This window comes from Bacillus sp. NPDC094077 (genome assembly GCF_050279465.1).
In the GTDB taxonomy this organism is placed as follows: Bacteria; Bacillota; Bacilli; order Bacillales; family Bacillaceae_G; genus Bacillus_A.
Map to the genome: position 1 here is coordinate 66409 of NZ_JBNNUF010000004.1, position 19603 is coordinate 86011.

Consider the following 19603-nt stretch of genomic DNA (forward strand, 5'->3'; position numbering starts at 1 on the left):
GGGAAGGAAACAATGATCGATTATGCATGGCTCATACCGCTTTTCCCGCTTGTTTCGTTTTTGTTACTTATTATATTCGGGAAGAAAATTAGAGAGGGAAGCAGTGTACTTAGTATTTTTTTCGTCTTTCTCTCCTTTATATCCGCGGTACTTGTATTAATAGAACGGTTTTCGAAAGTCACAGTGAAGCATAAGTGGCTATGGCTTAGAGCTGGAGATATCGATATATCATTTGGCTTTGAAGTGACTGCATTAGGAGCTTTAATGTTGTTTATCGTCACACTTGTGAGTTTACTTGTACATGTGTATTCGAAAGGTTATATGAAAGGCGACGAAAGACTACCAACCTTTTATGCATATTTAGGACTCTTTACATTTGCGATGCTCGGGCTCGTTCTATCGCCGAATTTATTACAACTTTATATATTTTGGGAGTTAGTGGGTCTCGGTTCATTTTTACTCATCGGTTTTTATTTCTTTAAAGAAGAAGCGAAGGCTGCTGCGAAAAAGGCTTTTATTATGACCCGTATTGGGGATGTTGGTTTATTTATTGGGATGATTTTAATTTTTTGGCATGCAGGTAGTTTTGAATATGATGCAATTTTTAGGGCGATTTACACGGGTGATCTTCCCCCTACTATGATTACTATAACGGCGATATTAATTTTTATCGGGGCGATGGGGAAATCAGGTCAGTTTCCGCTTCATACGTGGTTACCAGACGCGATGGAAGGGCCAACGCCTGTTTCGGCACTTATTCATGCGGCGACGATGGTCGCAGCTGGTGTATATTTGGTAGCGACGATGTTTCCGCTATTTTCGGCGAGTGCGGTGGCGATGCAGACGGTTGCAATCGTTGGGGGATTCACCGCAATCTTTGCGGCCTCTATCGGTCTTGTACAGACGGATATAAAGAGGGTGCTTGCTTATTCTACAGTTAGCCAGCTCGGATATATGATGCTTGCGTTAGGTTCTGCTGGTTATGTAGCCGGTGTATTCCATTTAACGACACATGCCTTCTTTAAAGCGCTACTATTTTTGGCGGCAGGAAGTGTAATTCATGCCGTGCATACGCAAAACATTAATAAAATGGGCGGTTTACAGAAGAAGATGAAAGTAACTGGTACGTTGTTTTTAATAGGTACACTTGCAATTAGTGGGGTTCCGCTCCTTTCCGGATTTTTTAGTAAAGATGAGATTTTGGCGGCGACTTGGATGAGTGGCAATTACTTTCTATTTGTTTTAGCAGTCCTTGCGGCATTTTTAACAGCGTTTTATATGTTCCGTTTATACTTTCTTGTCTTTACTGGGGAAGCGGAGACGAAGGAAGAGGTGCACGAATCACCTCGGATTATGACGTATCCAATGATTGTTCTCGGCGTCCTTGCGGTAGTAGCGGGATATATAAATACACCGTGGTTTGGGACGTTTCTCGGAGATTGGCTTACGAAAGATATAGGATTTAAAGTGGAAGAGGTGCATGGGCCCGTATGGATTATGATCGTTGCGACGCTCGTTTCATTTGCGGGAATTGCCCTTGCTTATTTCATATATGGAAAGAAAACTATCTCACGGGATTGGGCTGGAGGAGAAGGATCATCTCTTCATAAGCTCCTTAAAGAAAAATATTATGTGGATGAACTATACAATGTTACGGTGCTTCCGATTACGAAGGGAATCGCTCATGTGCTTCGCTTATTCGAAGTATATGTTGTAGAAGGATTCGCAGTTTTAATTGGAAGTTTGGTGAAAGGTGTGAGCGGCATCGGGTCGAAACTTCAAAACGGGAATGTACAAGTGTACGGCACTGTAACAGCGGTTTCGCTCGCGATACTTGTAATTATTTTGCTATATACGGGAGGGGATTTACGATGAATGATTTGCTACTAACGTTCTTCATTTTTTCCCCACTTTTAGGAATTCTCTTACTTGTATTAACACCGAAAAAAGAATCGCGTACAGTGCAAGCGCTTGGTTTGTTTGGGACGGCGCTTCCATTCGGAGTCGCCATCGTCCTCGCTTGTACATATGCTTCTGGAAAGAGTTTATCGCTATTTGATGAAAAAGTGAAATGGATTAAATTTGGGGATTTTGCAGCGGTAGATAAAAGGTGGTTTTCCATTTATTACGAGCTTGGTATTGATGGATTATCGCTTGTCATGATGGTACTGACGGCCCTTCTAGCGATGCTTGCAGCAATTGCGGCGTTTTCCATTAAAAGAAATTTGAAAGCATTTTATATGCTATTACTCATGCTAGAAATAGGGATGCTAGGCGTCTTTGCTGCTCAAAATTTAATGTTGTTCTTTATCTTCTTTGAAATTACGTTACCACCAATGTTCTTATTAATTGGGAAATGGGGGAAATTGTCGAGTGAAAAGGCTGCATACAGTTATTTAATATATAACGGCATTGGCTCAGCTATTTTGCTCATTGTTTTCTCAATTTTGTTCGCGAAAACAGGTACGACAAATATTGCGGAGCTTAAAGAAATATTAACGAGTGTATCTACTGGAGGAGGATTGTTTGTTCCGAGTGGCTTACAGTTCGGTTTATTTCTTGCCATAATGATTGCTTTTGCAATTAAACTACCCGTCTTCCCTTTGCATCGCTGGATGGTCAATGTGCATATTGAGGCACATCCTGCTGTAGTTATGCTTCATGCGGGCGTTTTGCTGAAGATTGGCGCGTACGGTATTATTCGCTTCGGGAAGGGGCTATTTCCGGAATACTTTCGCGAGTTTGCAACGATCCTTGCGATTTTAGGAGTCATTAATTTATTGTATGGTGCCTTTTTAGCGCTCATCCAAACGGACTTTAGGAAGGTACTTGCTTACTCTAGTATTTCGCATATGGGAATTGTTTTAATGGGACTCGCAGCACTTAATGCGCCAGGTACGCAAGGGGCGTTATTCCAAGTTGTGTCGCACGGTTTAATTGCAGCCTTGCTCTTTTTCTTACTCGGTGTTATTGAACAGCGATTTGGAACGTCGAATATTACAGCGCTTGGTGGACTGGCAAAAAGTGTCCCGGTACTTAGCGGCTTCCTCTTAGCAGGAGGAATGGCCTCGCTTGGATTGCCGGGGATGTCTGGATTTGTTAGTGAGTTTCTTGCCTTTCTCGGTTTATTCCAAGAGGAGCCAGTCATTGCTGCTGTCGGTGTGCTTGGCATCATTTTAACAGCTGTATATGTATTAAGAGCGACACTCCAAGTGACATTTGGTAAGAAAGAATGGGAAACGAAATTTGATATACACGGATGGGAGTATGTACCTGTTATATTACTTATCGTTTGTATTATTGCAATTGGAGTAATGCCAGAAATACTAGGGGATCCGCTTCAAAATACATTGAAAACATTGGGGGTGAAGTAGGATGGATATGAATACGTTACTTAGCTTATCGTGGCATCTTATGGTGCCAGAATTCATTATTCTCGGGGCTGCCATCCTTCTTTCCATATGTGATTTGTTTTTTAAGCTGAACCATAGGTACGTAGCGCTTGGTGCGATCGCTGCCATCATATTAGCGATCGTGTCATTAATTACACTATATGGCGAACCAGCAGGAGATATTTTAAATGGATCGTTCGTATTAGATGGATTTTCAAAAGGATTTAAAACGTTGTTATTAGGCGGGGCAACCCTCATCTTGTGTATGGCAATGAGCGATGACAAGAAGAATCCAATTGAAGATAAGGGAGAATATTATTACTTATTTTTAATGGCGCTTCTTGGTGCGATGTTCATGGCTTCTAGTGTCGACTTCATTACGCTTTTCGTCGGTTTAGAGCTACTATCACTTTCTTCCTATATTTTAGTAGGAATTCGAAAAAAGAACCGTGCATCAAATGAAGCGGCAATGAAATACGTCATTAACGGAGGAATTGGAACGGCAATTACGCTCTTTGGAATGAGTTATTTATACGGTATTACAGGTGTAACCAATATCGTGGATATGCAAAAAGTATTCACCGGGGAGCTGGCTAGTGGTATTCAGTTATTGTTAGCTCTCGCATTTCTCCTATTGCTCGTTGGACTCTCATTTAAAATTGCAACAGTGCCATTTCATATGTGGGCACCAGATGTGTATGAAGGGGCTACGACACCGGTTACGGCTTTTCTTGGAACGATTTCTAAAATTGCTGGGTTCTTACTCGTTATTCGCCTGTTCCTTATGGTTTTTGCAAGTGTATCAATACAAGGGGATGTGCAATCTTTATACGGGCGTATGAGCATATATATTGCCGTGCTAGCAAGTATTACGATGATTGTTGGGAACGTGGTCGCATTAAAACAATACAACGTAAAACGTCTATTTGCTTATTCAGGTATCGCACACGCAGGGTATTTACTCGTTCCGCTTGTAGCATTATCGCCGTTTACGATGGATAGTATGTGGTTTTATATGCTTGCGTACATGCTTATGAATATAGGAGCGTTTGCGGTTATCCACGGCTTAATCTTACAAAACGATAAGGAAAATATAACTATTTTCACCGGTTTATACAAGCGATCGCCATTTACAGCGATAGTGATGACAGTCTTTATTTTATCGCTGGCCGGGATACCAGGAACGGCAGGTTTCATTGGAAAGATTAACATCTTTTTAGGTGCACTTCATGTAGAGCCAGCTCATTACGTACTAGCTTCGATTATGATGGGTACGACAGTTGTTTCATTCGTATATTATTTCCGTATTTTACAACAAATGTTTTTCCGCACAGGGGAGACAGAAGAAAAGATTCGGTTACCGTTAAATATAAAGATTGTTATGAGCCTTTGTGCAATTTCGATTGTAATACTAGGGATTATGCCGATGATTGGATATAATTTCTTTTATGAATATTTTCCATTAATGAAAGATTTCTTCTTCTTAGGGAACGTGGTACAATAGTGAAAATAAAAGGTGTGGAGTCAGTACTCTGCGCTTTTTATTTTGTGTTAATCGCAAATGAAAACGCATATAGGTATACGTTTTTTGAGAGGAATTTTCGATATGAAATGTAAGATGCTTATTTGCGTTTGAAAAAGTGTGGCTCCTACTTAGTATGGTATCGTTTTTATATGTTTTGCAAGTAGTAGCCAAGTAAAGAGGGGTCGATTTTTTGGCACAACTTTTAGGGCAACAAGCACTGATTGCTATTGTTTCGCATCTATTGTTTATTACCATTACGTGGTGGGCCTTACAAGGCATTCACATTGAGCGTTTAATGAAGCCTGGGAAAGTGATGCAGACACGAGTATTACTCATCCTAATTACCATTGCAATTGGGACATCTGTAAGTAACTTTTTCCTTGATTATTTAGGCTATTCAAAGAGTTTAACGTATTTAGTAAAGTAAGTGTATAGAACCTTATATCTCCGTTAACAATGGGGATAGGAGGGGATGAAATTGAAGCTTAAAGCCATTCTTATTGTTGTCGTAAGTGTTGCTTTATTTTTGGTTGGATATAGAGAGATGAAACCGATAAGCGATGAACAGAAAATGGAGAGCATGATTGCAGCTTTAGAGAAAAATAATGCTAAAGTGGAAAAATGGTCATGGTTAGCACGAGAGACAAAAACGATTTCTAATATACATACGTTTCAAAAGTTGTTAAACGATGTGAAGGACAAGGCAAATGTCCAAAAGTGGGAATTAGAACAATCTCCAGATGGATATAAAGCTACATCCTATAAAAAATTTTCTTCGTATGAAGAACGAGTAGTAGTAACTTGGAGTAAGGAAAATACTAAAGAAAACACTTTCATTATATTTGAAGTGAGCGGGGCAAAATGGGACCCGAAGTACGTTCAGAAAATGAATAAAATTTTTAGCGAAAAACCTATAATTTACACTTGTGTTCAAGGTGTACTGAATGATAAGATTGAAGGTGTTTTGCAAAATAAAACCAATCAGGTTTTGAAAGATCTTTCAGCAAGAGCGATCGAACAAGTAGAAGAAAGAGCATTTGTGTCAGTCTCCGCATACAATAAAAAGTGGGATGACGCTCTTTCAACAAATAGAGAGAAAATAAATGTGCAAATAGCAATACGTTCTACAGACAACAAAGATACAATTGTGGTTGGCACACCGATCATAACTTCTGAGTATTGAGTGAATAGATACTGAAAAAAGGACACGGAGGGGAATAATTTGGAAAAGATCATCGTCCGTGGCGGAAAGCGGTTGAACGGCACAGTGCGTGTTGAGGGCGCAAAAAATGCTGTATTACCTATAATCGCTGCAGCCCTATTAGCGAGTGATGGAAAGAATGTACTATCTGAAGTACCAGTATTGTCTGATGTATACACAATTAACGAGGTATTACGTCATTTAAATGCTGAAGTCGTATTTGAAAATAACCAAGTAACAATCGATGCTTCTAAAGAACTAAACATTGAAGCACCATTTGAATATGTACGTAAAATGCGTGCGTCTGTTCAAGTAATGGGGCCATTATTAGCACGTAACGGTCGTGCTCGTATTGCACTTCCTGGTGGATGTGCAATTGGTTCACGTCCAATTGACCAACATTTAAAAGGCTTTGAAGCAATGGGAGCAAAAGTACAGGTTGGTAATGGTTTTGTTGAAGCATACGTTGAGGGAGAACTAAAAGGAGCTAAAATTTATTTAGACTTCCCAAGCGTGGGCGCGACAGAAAACATTATGTCTGCAGCTACATTAGCAAAAGGGACAACAATCCTTGAAAACGCAGCGAAAGAACCAGAAATCGTTGACTTAGCGAACTTCTTAAATGCGATGGGAGCGAAAGTACGCGGAGCTGGAACTGGAACGATTCGTATCGAAGGCGTTGATAAATTATATGGTGCAAACCACTCTATTATTCCTGACCGTATTGAAGCGGGAACATTCATGGTTGCAGCGGCAATTACTGGTGGAGACATCTTAATTGAAAATGCTGTGCCTGAACATTTACGCTCAATTACAGCGAAGATGGAAGAAATGGGTGTTAAAATCATTGAGGAAAATGAAGGTGTACGTGTTATTGGCCCAGATAAGTTAAAAGCGGTTGATATTAAAACTATGCCTCACCCAGGTTTCCCAACAGACATGCAATCACAAATGATGGCATTATTACTACAAGCTGACGGAACAAGTATGATTACAGAAACGGTATTCGAAAACCGCTTTATGCACGTTGAAGAATTCCGTCGTATGAATGCTGATATTAAAATTGAAGGTCGTTCTGTTATTATGAACGGTCCAAACAGCTTACAAGGTGCTGAAGTAGGTGCAACTGATTTACGTGCAGCGGCAGCATTAATCTTAGCTGGTTTAGTATCAGAAGGTTACACTCGTGTAACTGAATTAAAGCATCTTGACCGTGGTTATGTAGATTTCCATAAGAAATTAGCTGCATTAGGTGCAACTATTGAACGTGTAAACGAAAAAGTAGAAGAAGTGAAAGAACAAGAAGTTTCTGATCTTCACGCTTAATTGAAATAGTCTCTATGTCTTTTGACATAGGGGCTATTTTTTTTCTATTACTGTTATAGTCAAGAAATTCTATACTTATGCACGTACCAGTGAAAATATTTAGAAAATTTTCGTTTTATTCCGTAACATTTCGATTGATGATGAACGAAATCACTATGCATTACACTTCTGCTTTATCCCGCTATTTGCGGGCAGTAAGACTCCCACCTCAAAATTCGGCGAATGCGAGGGAGTTAGGTGGGAAATTAACTGCCCGTAAAAGCCCGATTGGTGTGGGCTAATAATCAGTGGGAGATGAACAAAATCCCCACTGATTAAAGTTTCACTTTATATCAATACCCCCAAGTATGTTCTAAAAGATTCGGTAGTTCCATAAGAATGAAAGGAAGCCAACTTTATATTGGGGGAATAGGATGAAAGTTTCAAAGCCACTTTTCATTACAGTAGCGCTCTTAATAGCGCTCGTTATCATTGTACCTGCTGCTCTTGTTATCCCGTTTGCGAAAGCAAAAGTAGGGGAAGAAGTAGCTTCTAAAACTCCTCCAGTCGCAGAAAGTATACCCGCTCCAGGAAAAGTAGATACAGCTGTTCAAGTGGCTGTATATCGCGAGAAGCAGAAGAAGGTAGAAACATTACCGGTGGAGGAGTATGTGACAGGTGTAGTAGCTTCTGAGATGAATGCCAGTTTTGAAATAGAGGCGCTAAAGGCGCAGGCATTAGCAGCGAGAACATTTGTAGTACAGCGTATGCTAAGCGGAGAAAAGAAAAACAACGCGGACGTGGTAGATACGGTGAAAGATCAAGTGTACAAAAGCAAAGAAGAATTGAAAAAACAATGGGGTAATAACTACGAAAACAATTTAAAGAAAATCGAGGAAGCCGTTTCCAAAACAGCAGGACAAGTTTTAACATATGAGGGAAAACCAATTTCAGCGTCTTTCTTCTCAACGAGTAACGGACGAACAGAAAATGCAGCTGATTATTGGGGAAATGATTATCCGTACTTAAAGAGTGTGGATAGTCCGTGGGATCAAGCTTCTCCAAAATTTACGAGCGAGCAAACATTCACAGTAACTGACTTTCAAAAACGTCTCGGTGTGAAGGTACTAGCAGACGGGAAAGTTGGAAACATTAAAGACCTTACAGAAGGAAAACGAGTAAAAGATGTAGAGTTTCAAGGAAAAACATTAACAGGAAAAGAAGTGCGTGAAAAATTAGATTTACGTTCTTCTGACTTTACGTGGAAACAACAAGGAAATAACATTGTCGTCACTACGAAAGGCTTTGGTCACGGCGTCGGTATGAGTCAATACGGAGCAAATGGTATGGCGAAAGAAGGTAAGAAGTATACAGATATTGTTGCTCATTACTATAAAGGAATCGAAATTAAAACGATGAACGATTATGAAGGAAAATTAATGGTGAAGAAGTAGATTGTAAAAAGAGCTAATTTAAATTAGCTCTTTTTGTCATTATTTGTAGAAATAAATGAAAAGGTACGCTGTTTACCTTGTGTTATAATACAGTTATGTGAATATATAAAACATAATAACAGGGGGTAATGGAAAATGATGATGGATGTACCGCTTCTCATTCCAGCAATGATAGAACGAGCAGAGAAATATTTTTCCAAAAAGGAAGTTGTTTCACGGACTGCATCTCGTATTCATACATTAACATACGGAGAAATTGCAAAGCGGACGAGAAAGCTTGCTAGCGTATTAAAGAGAATGGGAATCGAACAAGGGGATAAAGTAGGTACAATTGCTTGGAACCATCATAGGCATTTGGAAGCATACTTTGCGATTCCGGGAATCGGTGCAGTACTACATACGATTAATTTAAGACTTTCCGCTGATCACATTTCATATATTATTAACCATGCAGAAGATAAGGTCATCCTTGTCGATGAAGATATGGTACCTGTATTAGAGAGTATTCAACACGAAATCCCGCATATAAAAGCCTTTATTATTATGACAGACGATCATAAACTCCCTCACACAACATTATCACCAGCATATCATTACGACCAATTACTTGAAGAAGGCGATGAAACATTTCCATTTATAAAAGATTTAGATGAAAAAGCACCAGCAGGTATGTGCTATACGTCGGCTACGACAGGGAAACCGAAAGGTGTAGTATACACACACCGTAGTATTGCGCTCCACAGTTATACACTTGGACTTGCAGATGGTGGGAATATATCAGAAGTAGACACTTGCATGCCTGTTGTTCCCATGTTCCATGTGAATGCATGGGGATTACCGTTTGCAAGTACGTGGTTTGGTACGAAACTCGTATTACCAGGGCCACATTTTACACCAGAGATTTTAGCAGGATTAATCGAAAGAGAGAAAGTAACAATTACGGCTGGCGTGCCAACCATTTGGATTGGCTTGTTGCAGGAACTAGAAAAACATCCATATGATATTAGTAGTATAAAAACGATTTGGTCAGGTGGATCAGCTGCTCCGATGAGCATGATTCGTACGTATGAAGAGAAATATGAAATTGCATTTAGACAAATATATGGAATGACAGAAACAAGTCCTGCTGTTGTAATTAATTGCCCAAAATCATATCAGCGTGATTTACCGAAAGAAGAGTATTATAACTTACGCTCTCGCCAAGGATATTTATTCCCTGGGTTAGAAATGAAAGTGATTGGACAAGACGGTGAAATTAGGTGGGATGGCGAAGAAATGGGAGAACTATGTTTAAGAGGCCCGTGGATCGCAGGTAGTTATTATAATGATGAGCGAACAGAAGAATCAATGAAAGATGGATGGCTCCATACGGGAGATATCGTTACAGTTGATTCGGAAGGATTTATTAAAATTGCTGATCGTACGAAAGATTTAATTAAAAGCGGCGGTGAATGGATTTCTTCTGTAGATTTAGAAAATGCTTTAATGTCACATGATAAAGTATTAGAGGCATCTGTCGTGGCAATACCGCATGAAAAATGGCAAGAACGTCCCGTTGCTTGCGTTGTATTAAAAGAGGGACAAGCAGTAGAAAGAGAAGAGTTGTATGCTTTACTAGAAGCAGAATTCCCGAAATGGTGGATGCCCGATGATATTTTATTCGTAAATGAAATTCCGAAAACATCTGTAGGGAAGTTTTTAAAACGAGCACTTCGTGATCAGTTAAAAACTTATATGGTAGAGCAGAAATAGAGAAGAAGGCTATCCTTTAATATGGATAGCCTTTTTTGTTGTCATGATATGAAAATGTATGAAATATCATAATTTCCCATTAATTGTTTGGTACAATAAGATAAAAATCATTTGGAGGAGACGGAATGGCGCTACTGGGGTTGAAACAATTAGGGAAGACGAGCCAGTTACCAGCAATTGAGCTACAGGTTGAGAAAGGACAATGTGTTGTTTTGCAATGTAATAACCATACAGCTAAAGTGTTGCACCGCATCATTATCGGTGAGGAAGAAGCTTCAACTGGCAATGTACTATTTGAAGGCGAAGCGATTGGAAAGAAAAATTATGCCCGTATCGGTTTTTGTTTTCTGAAAGATGAAGCATATGACCGTCTGAAAGTGAAGGAATACTTCAAATTTTTATTAGGACTTTATGAATCAAAGATGAGTATAGAAGAAGTTGTACAGTATGTCGGTCTCTTAGATAAGTTAAATGTGAAAATAGAAAAATTGTCATTTTCAGAGAAACGTCGCCTTCATATCGGGCGAGTGATGATTCATAATCCAGATTTAGTTATTTTGGAAGAGCCAGAGCAAAACGTAGATATAGAAAGTACGATTATTATACGAAAAGCGATTATGAAAATGAAAGAACAAGGAAAGGCAATTTTTATTACGTCATCTTTCTTATCGGACGCCCTTTCATTAACAGAAGATGTATATATATTAAACAACGATGGTGTAAAAAAGGTAGAAATTGAGCAGGAAGAAGTAGAAGAGGTTGATGAAGAAAAAGTCGTTCAAATGATTCCGCAAATGAAATTAGAAAGAATACCGGCGAAAGTGAACGATAAAATCATTTTACTTGATCCGATGGAGATTCATTTTATTGAAACGCAAAATGGAGTAACACATATTCATGTGCGTGAGGGTGATTTTGTATGTGCGTTAACATTAAGTGAACTAGAAGTGAGATTAACAGGATTCGGATTCTTCAGGTGTCATCGCTCGTATCTTGTAAATTTACAAAGAGTACGAGAAGTTATTACATGGACACGTAATAGTTTTAGTTTAATTCTGGATGATGAAAGAAAAAGTTCGATTCCGCTTTCAAAAGGACGAATGGACGAATTGAAAGGTGTAATTGGACTATAAAAAGTGCTCCAATAAGCTCAAAATACGATTCATTCACCGGTAAAAATACTCCTTTTACCGGTATTTTACTGCGTAACCCCTTTGTTTTTCATATGATTGAGTCAAGAAAAGCGAAACAAATAAACGAGAATCGCTAAAGCGGCTTTCATCTATAGAAAAAGAAAAACAAAGGGGATGACGAAATGACATTGGCAATTGAAATGAAAGATGTAATGAAAAGTTTCAGTGGGAAAACAGCACTTCGAAATGTAAATATTGAGGTGAAGCAAGGAGAGATTTTTGGATTTCTCGGACCAAGTGGATCCGGTAAAACGACAACAGTAAAAATATTAACTTCTCAATTGCTTCATAGCGTTGGAACGGTAAGAGTATTTGGGAAAGACATTTCAGGACCAAATAGCATCGATTACAAACGAATTGGTATTTTAACAGACAATAGCGGTTTATACGAAAGACTTAGCATTTATGATAACTTATTATTATTTTGTGATTTATACGATTGTAAAAAAGAACGAATTGATGAAGTGCTATCACAAGTGAACTTATTAGATGATAAAAAAACACAAGTGAAAAAATTATCAAAAGGAATGAAGCAGCGCGTCACATTAGCGAGAGCAATCCTTCATAAACCAGATATCCTCTTCTTAGACGAACCAACATCGGCACTTGATCCAGTAAACGTACAAAACATTCATAAAATCTTAAAAGACTTAAATAAAGAAGGAACGACGATTTTCTTAACGACGCACAATATGGACGAAGCGGAAACGCTTTGTAACCGCATTGCCTTCCTTTGCGGGGGAGAAATTGTAGCACTTGATACGCCGGAAAACCTTCGCTTGCAATACGCGAAAGATCAAATACAAGTCGTACTAAAAGATAAGCAAAAAGAAATTGTGAAAAAAGATGAATTAGGTGCAAAACGTATTTCAGAATGGATGAAAAAAGGAGAATTACTATCCATTCATTCACACGAACCAACGCTAGGCGATATCTTTATTGAAGTTACTGGGAGGGGATTATAATGACATTTTCAATGAGACGATTTTCAGCTATTGTAAGAAAAGAAATGTATGATGCAGGTAAAAATTCACAAGTTGTAATTATGGCGCTATTACCTATTCTTCTTGCTGTGCTTTATAGTAATATGACTTCTCTAAAAGAGTTCTTTGCAGGTTTTACGATTGCAATGACGCTTACTATGGTGGGGAGTTACGTGCAAGCAATTATTATTGCAGAGGAGAAGGAAAAACACACTTTACGAGTATTGATGTTATCTCCAGCAAAGCCATTAGAAGTTATTTTAGGAAAAAGTGTACTAACTGTATTTTTTGTATTAGCATCTAGTTTTATTAGTTTAGTGATTTTAGATACTTTTAAAGGGAATATTGGCATGCTAGTTATTATTCTTTTAATAGGTACATTGTTATGTGTCGTATTAGGTACTATTGTTGGCTTACTATCACAAAATATAGCGCAAACATCTATTTTGGGACTTCCGATTTTTCTAATATTCACATTAGGGCCGATGTTACAGGAAATGGTTAAGAATGAGTTTGTGATAAAAGTAGTTAGTTTCCTTCCGACAAGTCATATTATGGAGGCATTGCAAAAAGTTATAAAAGGAAAAGGATTTGTTGCGATTCAAGAACATCTTTTAAACAATATAATTTGGGCTATATGTCTTATCATTCTTTGCATTATTGTTTACAAAAAGAAACAATTAGACTAAAAACTGAGCTAAAACGCTCAGTTTTTTCTTTTTTCTATCATTTCCTCGGAAATTTTGCACTTCTTATACATATTTTTACATATTTTGTCGAAAAGTAATTAGTTATACGTTGTATAGGATGCGTGAATATTGTTCAAAATGATTGCTGAGGTGATGATAGAATGCGAGGAAGGAATAATAAAAAGTCGCAAAAAGTAGTACATTTATTTCAAAGAAGATGGGTGTTTCCGGCACTATACATTGCTTGTGCAGCGGTAATCTTAATGGTTGCGCTATGGTTCCAAGGAGCTAATCCGAAGAAGACTCCGAACCAAGATGCAACACCATATACACAATCGGAAGATCCAGCAGTACCAGTAACGAAATCTTCAGAAGTAGTGAAAATGCCAACTGCCGCTAATGCGGAAGTAGTCGTACAGAAGAAATTCTATGAAGATGCAGCAACAGAGGCGGAACAAGAAAAAGCACTTGTCTTTTATAACAACACATATTCCCCGAATAAAGGAATCGACATTGCTGCGAAAAATGGAAAAGAATTCGATGTTACAGCTGCTTTAAGTGGTGTTGTAACGAAAGCGGAAAAAGATTCACTTCTTGGTTATGTTGTAACAGTTGATAGCGGAAATGGTGTAGCAGCTTCTTATCAAGGCTTAGGCAGTGTGAAAGTAGAAAAAGGTGCAAAAGTTGCACAAGGTGAAGTATTAGGAAAGTCCGGCCTAAGTGCAATGAACAAAGAGGCAGGTTCTCACGTTCACTTTGAAGTGCGTAAAGATAATGTGGCTGTGAACCCTGAGCGTTACTTAAATAAATCAGTAGCAGAAATTAAAGCTGATGCAGGTGCTGCAAAGGCAACGAATGCTTCTGGTAAAAAAGCTGATGACAAATCTCAAAAAGAAGAGAAGTCAACAAGCACGAAACCAGAAAGTAAAACAGAAGATAAGTCTCAAAAAGAAGAGAAATCAACAAGCGGTTCGACTAGTGACAAAGAGACGAACGGCAAACAAGAAGAAACGAAGAAAGAAGAAAAATCAACAAATGGTTCTTCTTCACAAGAATAAGAAAGTGAAAAAATCAGTTCTTACTAGGGGAACTGATTTTTTTATTTTTATATAAAAATAACCAATTTCGAGAAAAAAATTGCAATAACAAGGAAATATGACGAGATTCTCGAATATATATTACAAAAGGGAGGGGATACTGTGTCATTTTTATTTGTTCTGTCGATTGCTATTATTTTATTGTTTGTTTTATTTACTTTATATTATTACATTGCCGGTAAGAAAGAAGTTCCCCGCCATCAATTGTTAGAGGAAGAATATGATCGAGAAGAGTGACACTCCAAAAAGGAGTGTCTTTTCTTTTCGTGCACCTATTGGAATTTTTAGAACTAAGCCGTATAATACTAGTTGTGATTTTTTTACATAAAAACGATATTAGAATACAGTAGGGATCTAATATACTGTATTTTTTGTTGTGGTTGAGGGGGAAGTTTAATGAAAGCTAGAGAGAGCAAAGGTTTTAACAAAGTTTTTATTTTCATCGTTATAGCAATTGTATTAATTGGTACGATTGGGTTTATTATTTTTAATAAGGTTAGTAAAGATAGTAAAGAACAAAAAATTCCAGTTTTGACTTATTATTATTTAGCAAAAGATAAGGACAAAAAGGTAAGTGCTGAGTTGAAAAATCGAAACACAGTTTTATCTGTTGAAGAATTTGAAAAACAAATGAAATATTTAGCTGATAATCAGTATCGTACTCTTACATTAAAGGAATTTAATGAATTTATAAAAGACAAAAAGAAATTACCTAAAAAAAGTGTGTTGATCTCGTTTGATAATTCTTCAAAGTCAAATTATTTATATGCATATCCTATTTTAAAAAAATATAAGATGCATGCAGTTTCATTTGCAGTTACTTCTAAAATTGTAGCTAAAGAACAGAACTTGGATGTTCAAAAAGTTCAGCCATTAAGTGAAGTAGAGATGGATAAAATGAAAGATGTCTTTGAATTTGGGAGTCATACCCATAATCTTCGTGATAGTGCTGACGGTTCGGTGGCTTTAATAAGTAAATCAAAAGACGAAGTTAAAAAGGATGTAGCAAAGAGTCAACAAATTTTAAAAACAAAATTTATGTCATACCCATTAGGGAAATACAATAGAGAAACTATTGAAGTGCTAAAAGAACTGAATATGTCTTTAGCATTTACTAGCTTACAAGGTTATGCGACATCAGAACAAAATCCATTAGAAATCAAGCGTTGGTCTATTTCTACAGATACTACAATGAATCAATTCTCTGAAATCGTTTCTGGGAAATACAACGTTAATAAGAAGTGAAATTTAGTTAATTGTTAAAATTACATAGTTCACAGCCGGAAAACATATTTGAGTTCTTTTGAATTCTAATATGTTTTTTGTTTTATAATGATGAAAATCTTAGAAATATGAAATGTCCTCGATTTTTCACATAAGAAGTTTAAGTTTCTTAAACTTCTTATGTGAAAATACCAAACAGGTAGCATATATCAGTAGTGCGGGCAATACAATGGTATAAACCAAAGCAAAGAGAGTGTTTGAGGTGAGAAATCGTGAATCATTTCATTATAAATCCAAGAATGTTTAACGCTTACAAACAGCACTCACACTTACTTCTTAGTCGTATGCAGCGAGGCTCATTTCACACTTCTCACATCCAATTTAGGGAGGCGAGTGGTGTGCACGATTACATCAAAGAGAGAACTATCAAAATTGGTAAGTATATCGTGGAGACAAGAAAGACAGTGCGTGTCATTGCAAAGGAATTTGGGGTATCAAAGAGTACAGTCCATAAAGATTTAACAGAACGTCTACCAGAAATTAATCCAGAGCTCGCAAATGAAGTAAAAGAAATTCTTGATTATCATAAGTCTATTCGTCATTTAAGAGGGGGAGAAGCAACAAAGCAAAAGTATAGAAAAGAAGATGTAGAAAAGCCTGTACGCCAATAAATATACAATAGCAAACATTCCGTGAACATTCGGTAATATTTTTCAGAAGAATTCTTTTTGCGAATATTACGTTTCTGTTAAATTTATGATAAAATCAGAAATTAGGTGTAAAAGAATTCGGGTGTAACCTGATTTTAAATATCGAGGAGGAAAAAACGGGAATGTTTGCGCGAGATATCGGAATTGACCTAGGTACGGCTAACGTATTAATTCATGTTAAAGGTAAGGGTATTGTATTAAATGAACCATCTGTTGTGGCAATTGATCGTAATACAGGTAAAGTACTAGCAGTAGGTGAAGAAGCAAGAAGTATGGTGGGACGTACGCCTGGTAATATTGTAGCGATTCGTCCACTTAAAGATGGCGTAATCGCAGATTTCGACATTACAGAAGCAATGTTAAAGTATTTCATTAACAAATTGGACGTAAAGAGCTTCTTTTCAAAACCTCGCATTTTAATTTGCTGTCCAACTAATATCACATCAGTAGAACAAAAAGCAATTCGTGAAGCTGCTGAACGTTCAGGTGGTAAAACAGTATTTTTAGAAGAAGAACCAAAAGTGGCCGCTGTTGGTGCGGGTATGGATATCTTCCAACCAAGCGGTAACATGGTTGTTGATATTGGTGGAGGTACAACAGATATCGCTGTACTATCTATGGGTGATATTGTTACCTCTTCCTCTATCAAAATGGCGGGCGATAAGTTTGATATGGAGATCTTAAACTATATTAAACGCAAGTATAAGCTATTAATCGGAGAACGTACTTCAGAAGATATTAAAATTAAAGTTGGTACAGTATTCCCAGGTGCACGTAGCGAAGAGCTTGAAATTCGTGGACGTGACATGGTAACAGGTTTACCACGTACAATTACAGTATGCTCTGAAGAAATTACAGAAGCATTAAAAGAAAATGCAGCTATCATTGTACAAGCTGCAAAAGGCGTACTAGAGCGCACGCCACCAGAATTATCTGCGGACATTATCGACCGTGGTGTTATTCTAACAGGCGGTGGAGCTTTACTACACGGTATCGACATGCTTCTAGCAGAAGAACTAAAAGTACCAGTATTAATTGCTGAAAACCCAATGCACTGTGTTGCGGTTGGTACAGGTATTATGTTAGAGAATATTGATAAATTACCACGTCGTGCATTGAAATAAATCCTAAAAAACCAGAAGTATACAATTTCTGGTTTTTTTTTTGTATGGTTAAATAAATTGAGTGAAGCTATATAAACCGGCATTGAAAACGTTTTCGTAGGGGCGGTGTTACATAAATTGCACATTAATTGTAATAGTTGATTAATGGAAATTATGTTATAATCGCTAATGTGAAATCCGTGTGAACTTAGTGTAATTTATTTGTAAATTTAATACGGATTTAAAAGGGCTTTTATTATTTTGATAATGATGCGAGGAGCCCTATCAAAAGCAAGTTATTTATTGATTTTGGGGGGCAACTAAATATGAAAAAAGTAATTACATATGGAACTTTTGATTTATTACACTGGGGGCATATTAATTTATTGAAGAGGGCAAAGGACTTAGGGGATTATTTAATTGTGGCGGTTTCTTCCGATGAGTTTAATAAATTGAAAAATAAAAAGTCTCATCACAGTTATGAAAATCGTAAAATGATTCTTGAAGCAGTTCGTTATGTAGATGAAGTAATTCCAGAGTATGATTGGGAACAAAAAGTGGTAGATATTCAAGAGCACAATGTTGATGTATTTGTTATGGGCGATGATTGGAAAGGTAAGTTTGATTTTTTAGAAAGCTACTGTGAAATTGTTTACTTACCAAGAACAATAGGAATTTCTACAAGCAAAATTAAACAAGAATTAGCGTTAATTGCTAGGTAATATATGCTAAGAGAAATTAGTGTAACAATATATCTGGCTGTATTCAAAATACTTTTTAGCATAGTAAATATAGCACCACTTAAAAATAAAGTTACCTTTATTATGTCATATGGTGAAAACCTTATTTGTATTTATGAAGAAATGAAAGAGCGAAATATTGATTGTGAATTTGTATTTTTATATAAATCGACTTGTAAGTATGAATTGAAAAATTATCCGGATTTAAAAGTAGTTGCGTTTGAAACAAAAAATATTGTACAAATGATACAAGCCATATATCATTTAGCGACATCTCGGTATGTTATTGTTGATAATTATTTTGGATCACTATCCACGATTCGTTTCAAAAAAAAGGTTCAATGTATTCAAATTTGGCATGCAGCGGGAGCGCTTAAAAAGTTTGGTTTGTTGGCACCGGCTTTTAAAAAGAGGAGTAAATATGCTCAAAAAAGGTTTCTAAGGGTGTATAAGAATTTTCATAAAATTGTCGTAGGATCAGATGCCTTAGCGGAGATTTATATCCAGGCATTTGGAATGAACGAAGAAAATATACTGAAAACAGGGATTCCGCGTACAGATGTATTTTTTAATAAGGGTGACCAAAAACATATTATTAATAATTTCATATATAGTATTCCTAATTTATCTAGAAAAAAAGTAATTTTATATGCACCTACTTTTAGAGATAAAGAGCTCGAGGATTTTGGCTTGCATTTAAATATTGATGCAATGTATGAAGCCTTAAGGGATGAATATATTCTTATTATTAAACTACACCCTGCTATTAGAAATAAATTGGAATACAGGGAGAAGTATGAGGATTTCTTGTATGATTACTCTCTATATCCCAATATAAATGATTTATTTTTGGTAACAGATATATTAATAACGGATTATTCTTCTGTGCCTTTTGAATTCTGTCTACTAAATAAACCAATGATATTTTTTACATATGATTTAAAGAAATATGCGAAAAAAAGAGGGCTTATTGGAGATTTTATATCAAATGTTCCAGGTCCAGTTGTCTATAGCACGGCTGAAATCATTGAAAAGATAAAAAATCATTCGTTTGATTCTAGAAAGCTGGAACAATTTAATGCGCAATGGAGTCAGTATTCAAATGGGAATTCCAGTAGGAATTTAGTGAGTTACTTATTTGATAACTGGGAGTGATTTTTAAGCTAAGTGAAATTCATAGAAATTACTTAGTTTTTTATTTATGTAAGGGTTTTGGTTTATATTATTTAAGATGT

The 19603-nt window shown here is 36.9% G+C and carries 18 protein-coding genes; all 18 read left to right on the forward strand.

Going from position 1 to position 19603, the window contains the following annotated elements; all coding sequences use genetic code 11:
• Positions 1–12 precede the first annotated feature (12 nt).
• The gene (nuoL, locus tag ACQKNR_RS12135; RefSeq protein WP_427318087.1) at positions 13–1875 is read left to right on the forward strand and encodes an NADH-quinone oxidoreductase subunit L; all 1863 of its coding nucleotides are present in this window, start codon (positions 13–15) and stop codon (positions 1873–1875) included.
• Positions 1872–3374, forward strand: a complete 1503-nt coding sequence (locus ACQKNR_RS12140) for an NADH-quinone oxidoreductase subunit M (RefSeq protein ID WP_427318089.1) — start codon at positions 1872–1874, stop codon at positions 3372–3374. Before nuoL ends, ACQKNR_RS12140 begins: the two co-directional genes overlap by 4 nt.
• A 7-nt stretch (positions 3375–3381) precedes the next feature.
• Positions 3382–4896 carry an NADH-quinone oxidoreductase subunit NuoN gene (gene nuoN, locus ACQKNR_RS12145; protein WP_427318433.1) on the forward strand — a complete coding sequence of 505 codons (1515 nt, stop codon included), beginning with the start codon at positions 3382–3384 and terminating at the stop codon, positions 4894–4896.
• Positions 4897–5107: 211 nt separating this feature from the next.
• A complete protein-coding gene (locus tag ACQKNR_RS12150) occupies positions 5108–5344 on the forward strand; it encodes a DUF1146 family protein (protein WP_193412717.1) in 237 nt (78 codons plus the stop codon).
• 51 nt (positions 5345–5395) lie between these two features.
• Positions 5396–6100: a YwmB family TATA-box binding protein gene (locus ACQKNR_RS12155; RefSeq protein WP_427318091.1), complete on the forward strand. Its 705-nt coding sequence runs from the start codon at positions 5396–5398 to the stop codon at positions 6098–6100.
• A 39-nt stretch (positions 6101–6139) separates the two neighbouring features.
• Positions 6140–7444 (forward strand): UDP-N-acetylglucosamine 1-carboxyvinyltransferase, encoded by a 1305-nt coding sequence (gene murA, locus ACQKNR_RS12160; protein ID WP_000411264.1) that lies wholly within the window; start codon positions 6140–6142, stop codon positions 7442–7444.
• A 413-nt stretch (positions 7445–7857) separates the two neighbouring features.
• Complete coding sequence (gene spoIID / locus ACQKNR_RS12165) at positions 7858–8877, forward strand: stage II sporulation protein D (RefSeq protein ID WP_427318093.1); 1020 nt, start codon at positions 7858–7860, stop codon at positions 8875–8877.
• Between the two features lie 135 nt (positions 8878–9012).
• A complete protein-coding gene (locus ACQKNR_RS12170; protein ID WP_427318095.1) occupies positions 9013–10629 on the forward strand; it encodes a long-chain fatty acid--CoA ligase in 1617 nt (538 codons plus the stop codon).
• A gap of 125 nt (positions 10630–10754) precedes the next feature.
• Entirely contained in the window at positions 10755–11762 is a 1008-nt protein-coding gene (locus ACQKNR_RS12175) for a LytTR family transcriptional regulator DNA-binding domain-containing protein (RefSeq protein WP_427318097.1), read from the forward strand.
• A gap of 182 nt (positions 11763–11944) precedes the next feature.
• Positions 11945–12787 (forward strand): ATP-binding cassette domain-containing protein, encoded by an 843-nt coding sequence (locus ACQKNR_RS12180; RefSeq protein WP_427318099.1) that lies wholly within the window; start codon positions 11945–11947, stop codon positions 12785–12787.
• Complete coding sequence (locus ACQKNR_RS12185) at positions 12787–13494, forward strand: ABC transporter permease (protein ID WP_427318101.1); 708 nt, start codon at positions 12787–12789, stop codon at positions 13492–13494. Before ACQKNR_RS12180 ends, ACQKNR_RS12185 begins: the two co-directional genes overlap by 1 nt.
• A 161-nt stretch (positions 13495–13655) precedes the next feature.
• Entirely contained in the window at positions 13656–14552 is an 897-nt protein-coding gene (locus tag ACQKNR_RS12190; protein WP_427318103.1) for a peptidoglycan DD-metalloendopeptidase family protein, read from the forward strand.
• 141 nt (positions 14553–14693) lie between these two features.
• Positions 14694–14828: an ABC transporter ATP-binding protein gene (locus tag ACQKNR_RS12195; protein WP_427318105.1), complete on the forward strand. Its 135-nt coding sequence runs from the start codon at positions 14694–14696 to the stop codon at positions 14826–14828.
• Between the two features lie 159 nt (positions 14829–14987).
• Positions 14988–15836 carry a polysaccharide deacetylase family protein gene (locus ACQKNR_RS12200; RefSeq protein ID WP_427318107.1) on the forward strand — a complete coding sequence of 283 codons (849 nt, stop codon included), beginning with the start codon at positions 14988–14990 and terminating at the stop codon, positions 15834–15836.
• 377 nt (positions 15837–16213) lie between these two features.
• Positions 16214–16486 (forward strand): sporulation transcriptional regulator SpoIIID, encoded by a 273-nt coding sequence (spoIIID, locus tag ACQKNR_RS12205; protein ID WP_000544012.1) that lies wholly within the window; start codon positions 16214–16216, stop codon positions 16484–16486.
• 161 nt (positions 16487–16647) lie between these two features.
• A complete protein-coding gene (locus tag ACQKNR_RS12210) occupies positions 16648–17649 on the forward strand; it encodes a rod shape-determining protein (RefSeq protein WP_427318109.1) in 1002 nt (333 codons plus the stop codon).
• Positions 17650–17954: 305 nt separating this feature from the next.
• On the forward strand, positions 17955–18350 hold the full coding sequence (gene tagD, locus ACQKNR_RS12215; RefSeq protein ID WP_427318110.1) for a glycerol-3-phosphate cytidylyltransferase: 396 nt from the start codon (positions 17955–17957) through the stop codon (positions 18348–18350).
• A 3-nt stretch (positions 18351–18353) separates the two neighbouring features.
• Positions 18354–19523: a CDP-glycerol glycerophosphotransferase family protein gene (locus ACQKNR_RS12220; protein WP_427318112.1), complete on the forward strand. Its 1170-nt coding sequence runs from the start codon at positions 18354–18356 to the stop codon at positions 19521–19523.
• Positions 19524–19603 lie beyond the last annotated feature (80 nt).

What these genes read in the sequence shown, in the direction of transcription:
- ACQKNR_RS12220 (WP_427318112.1), top strand. Translation starts at nt 18,354, where the DNA reads ATGCTAAGAGAAATTAGTGTAACAATATATCTGGCTGTATTCAAAATA.
- ACQKNR_RS12140 (WP_427318089.1), top strand. Translation starts at nt 1,872, where the DNA reads ATGAATGATTTGCTACTAACGTTCTTCATTTTTTCCCCACTTTTAGGA.
- tagD (WP_427318110.1), top strand. Translation starts at nt 17,955, where the DNA reads ATGAAAAAAGTAATTACATATGGAACTTTTGATTTATTACACTGGGGG.
- ACQKNR_RS12210 (WP_427318109.1), top strand. Translation starts at nt 16,648, where the DNA reads ATGTTTGCGCGAGATATCGGAATTGACCTAGGTACGGCTAACGTATTA.
- ACQKNR_RS12180 (WP_427318099.1), top strand. Translation starts at nt 11,945, where the DNA reads ATGACATTGGCAATTGAAATGAAAGATGTAATGAAAAGTTTCAGTGGG.
- nuoN (WP_427318433.1), top strand. Translation starts at nt 3,382, where the DNA reads ATGAATACGTTACTTAGCTTATCGTGGCATCTTATGGTGCCAGAATTC.
- ACQKNR_RS12185 (WP_427318101.1), top strand. Translation starts at nt 12,787, where the DNA reads ATGACATTTTCAATGAGACGATTTTCAGCTATTGTAAGAAAAGAAATG.
- ACQKNR_RS12200 (WP_427318107.1), top strand. Translation starts at nt 14,988, where the DNA reads ATGAAAGCTAGAGAGAGCAAAGGTTTTAACAAAGTTTTTATTTTCATC.
- ACQKNR_RS12190 (WP_427318103.1), top strand. Translation starts at nt 13,656, where the DNA reads ATGCGAGGAAGGAATAATAAAAAGTCGCAAAAAGTAGTACATTTATTT.
- nuoL (WP_427318087.1), top strand. Translation starts at nt 13, where the DNA reads ATGATCGATTATGCATGGCTCATACCGCTTTTCCCGCTTGTTTCGTTT.
- ACQKNR_RS12175 (WP_427318097.1), top strand. Translation starts at nt 10,755, where the DNA reads ATGGCGCTACTGGGGTTGAAACAATTAGGGAAGACGAGCCAGTTACCA.
- ACQKNR_RS12170 (WP_427318095.1), top strand. Translation starts at nt 9,013, where the DNA reads ATGATGATGGATGTACCGCTTCTCATTCCAGCAATGATAGAACGAGCA.
- spoIID (WP_427318093.1), top strand. Translation starts at nt 7,858, where the DNA reads ATGAAAGTTTCAAAGCCACTTTTCATTACAGTAGCGCTCTTAATAGCG.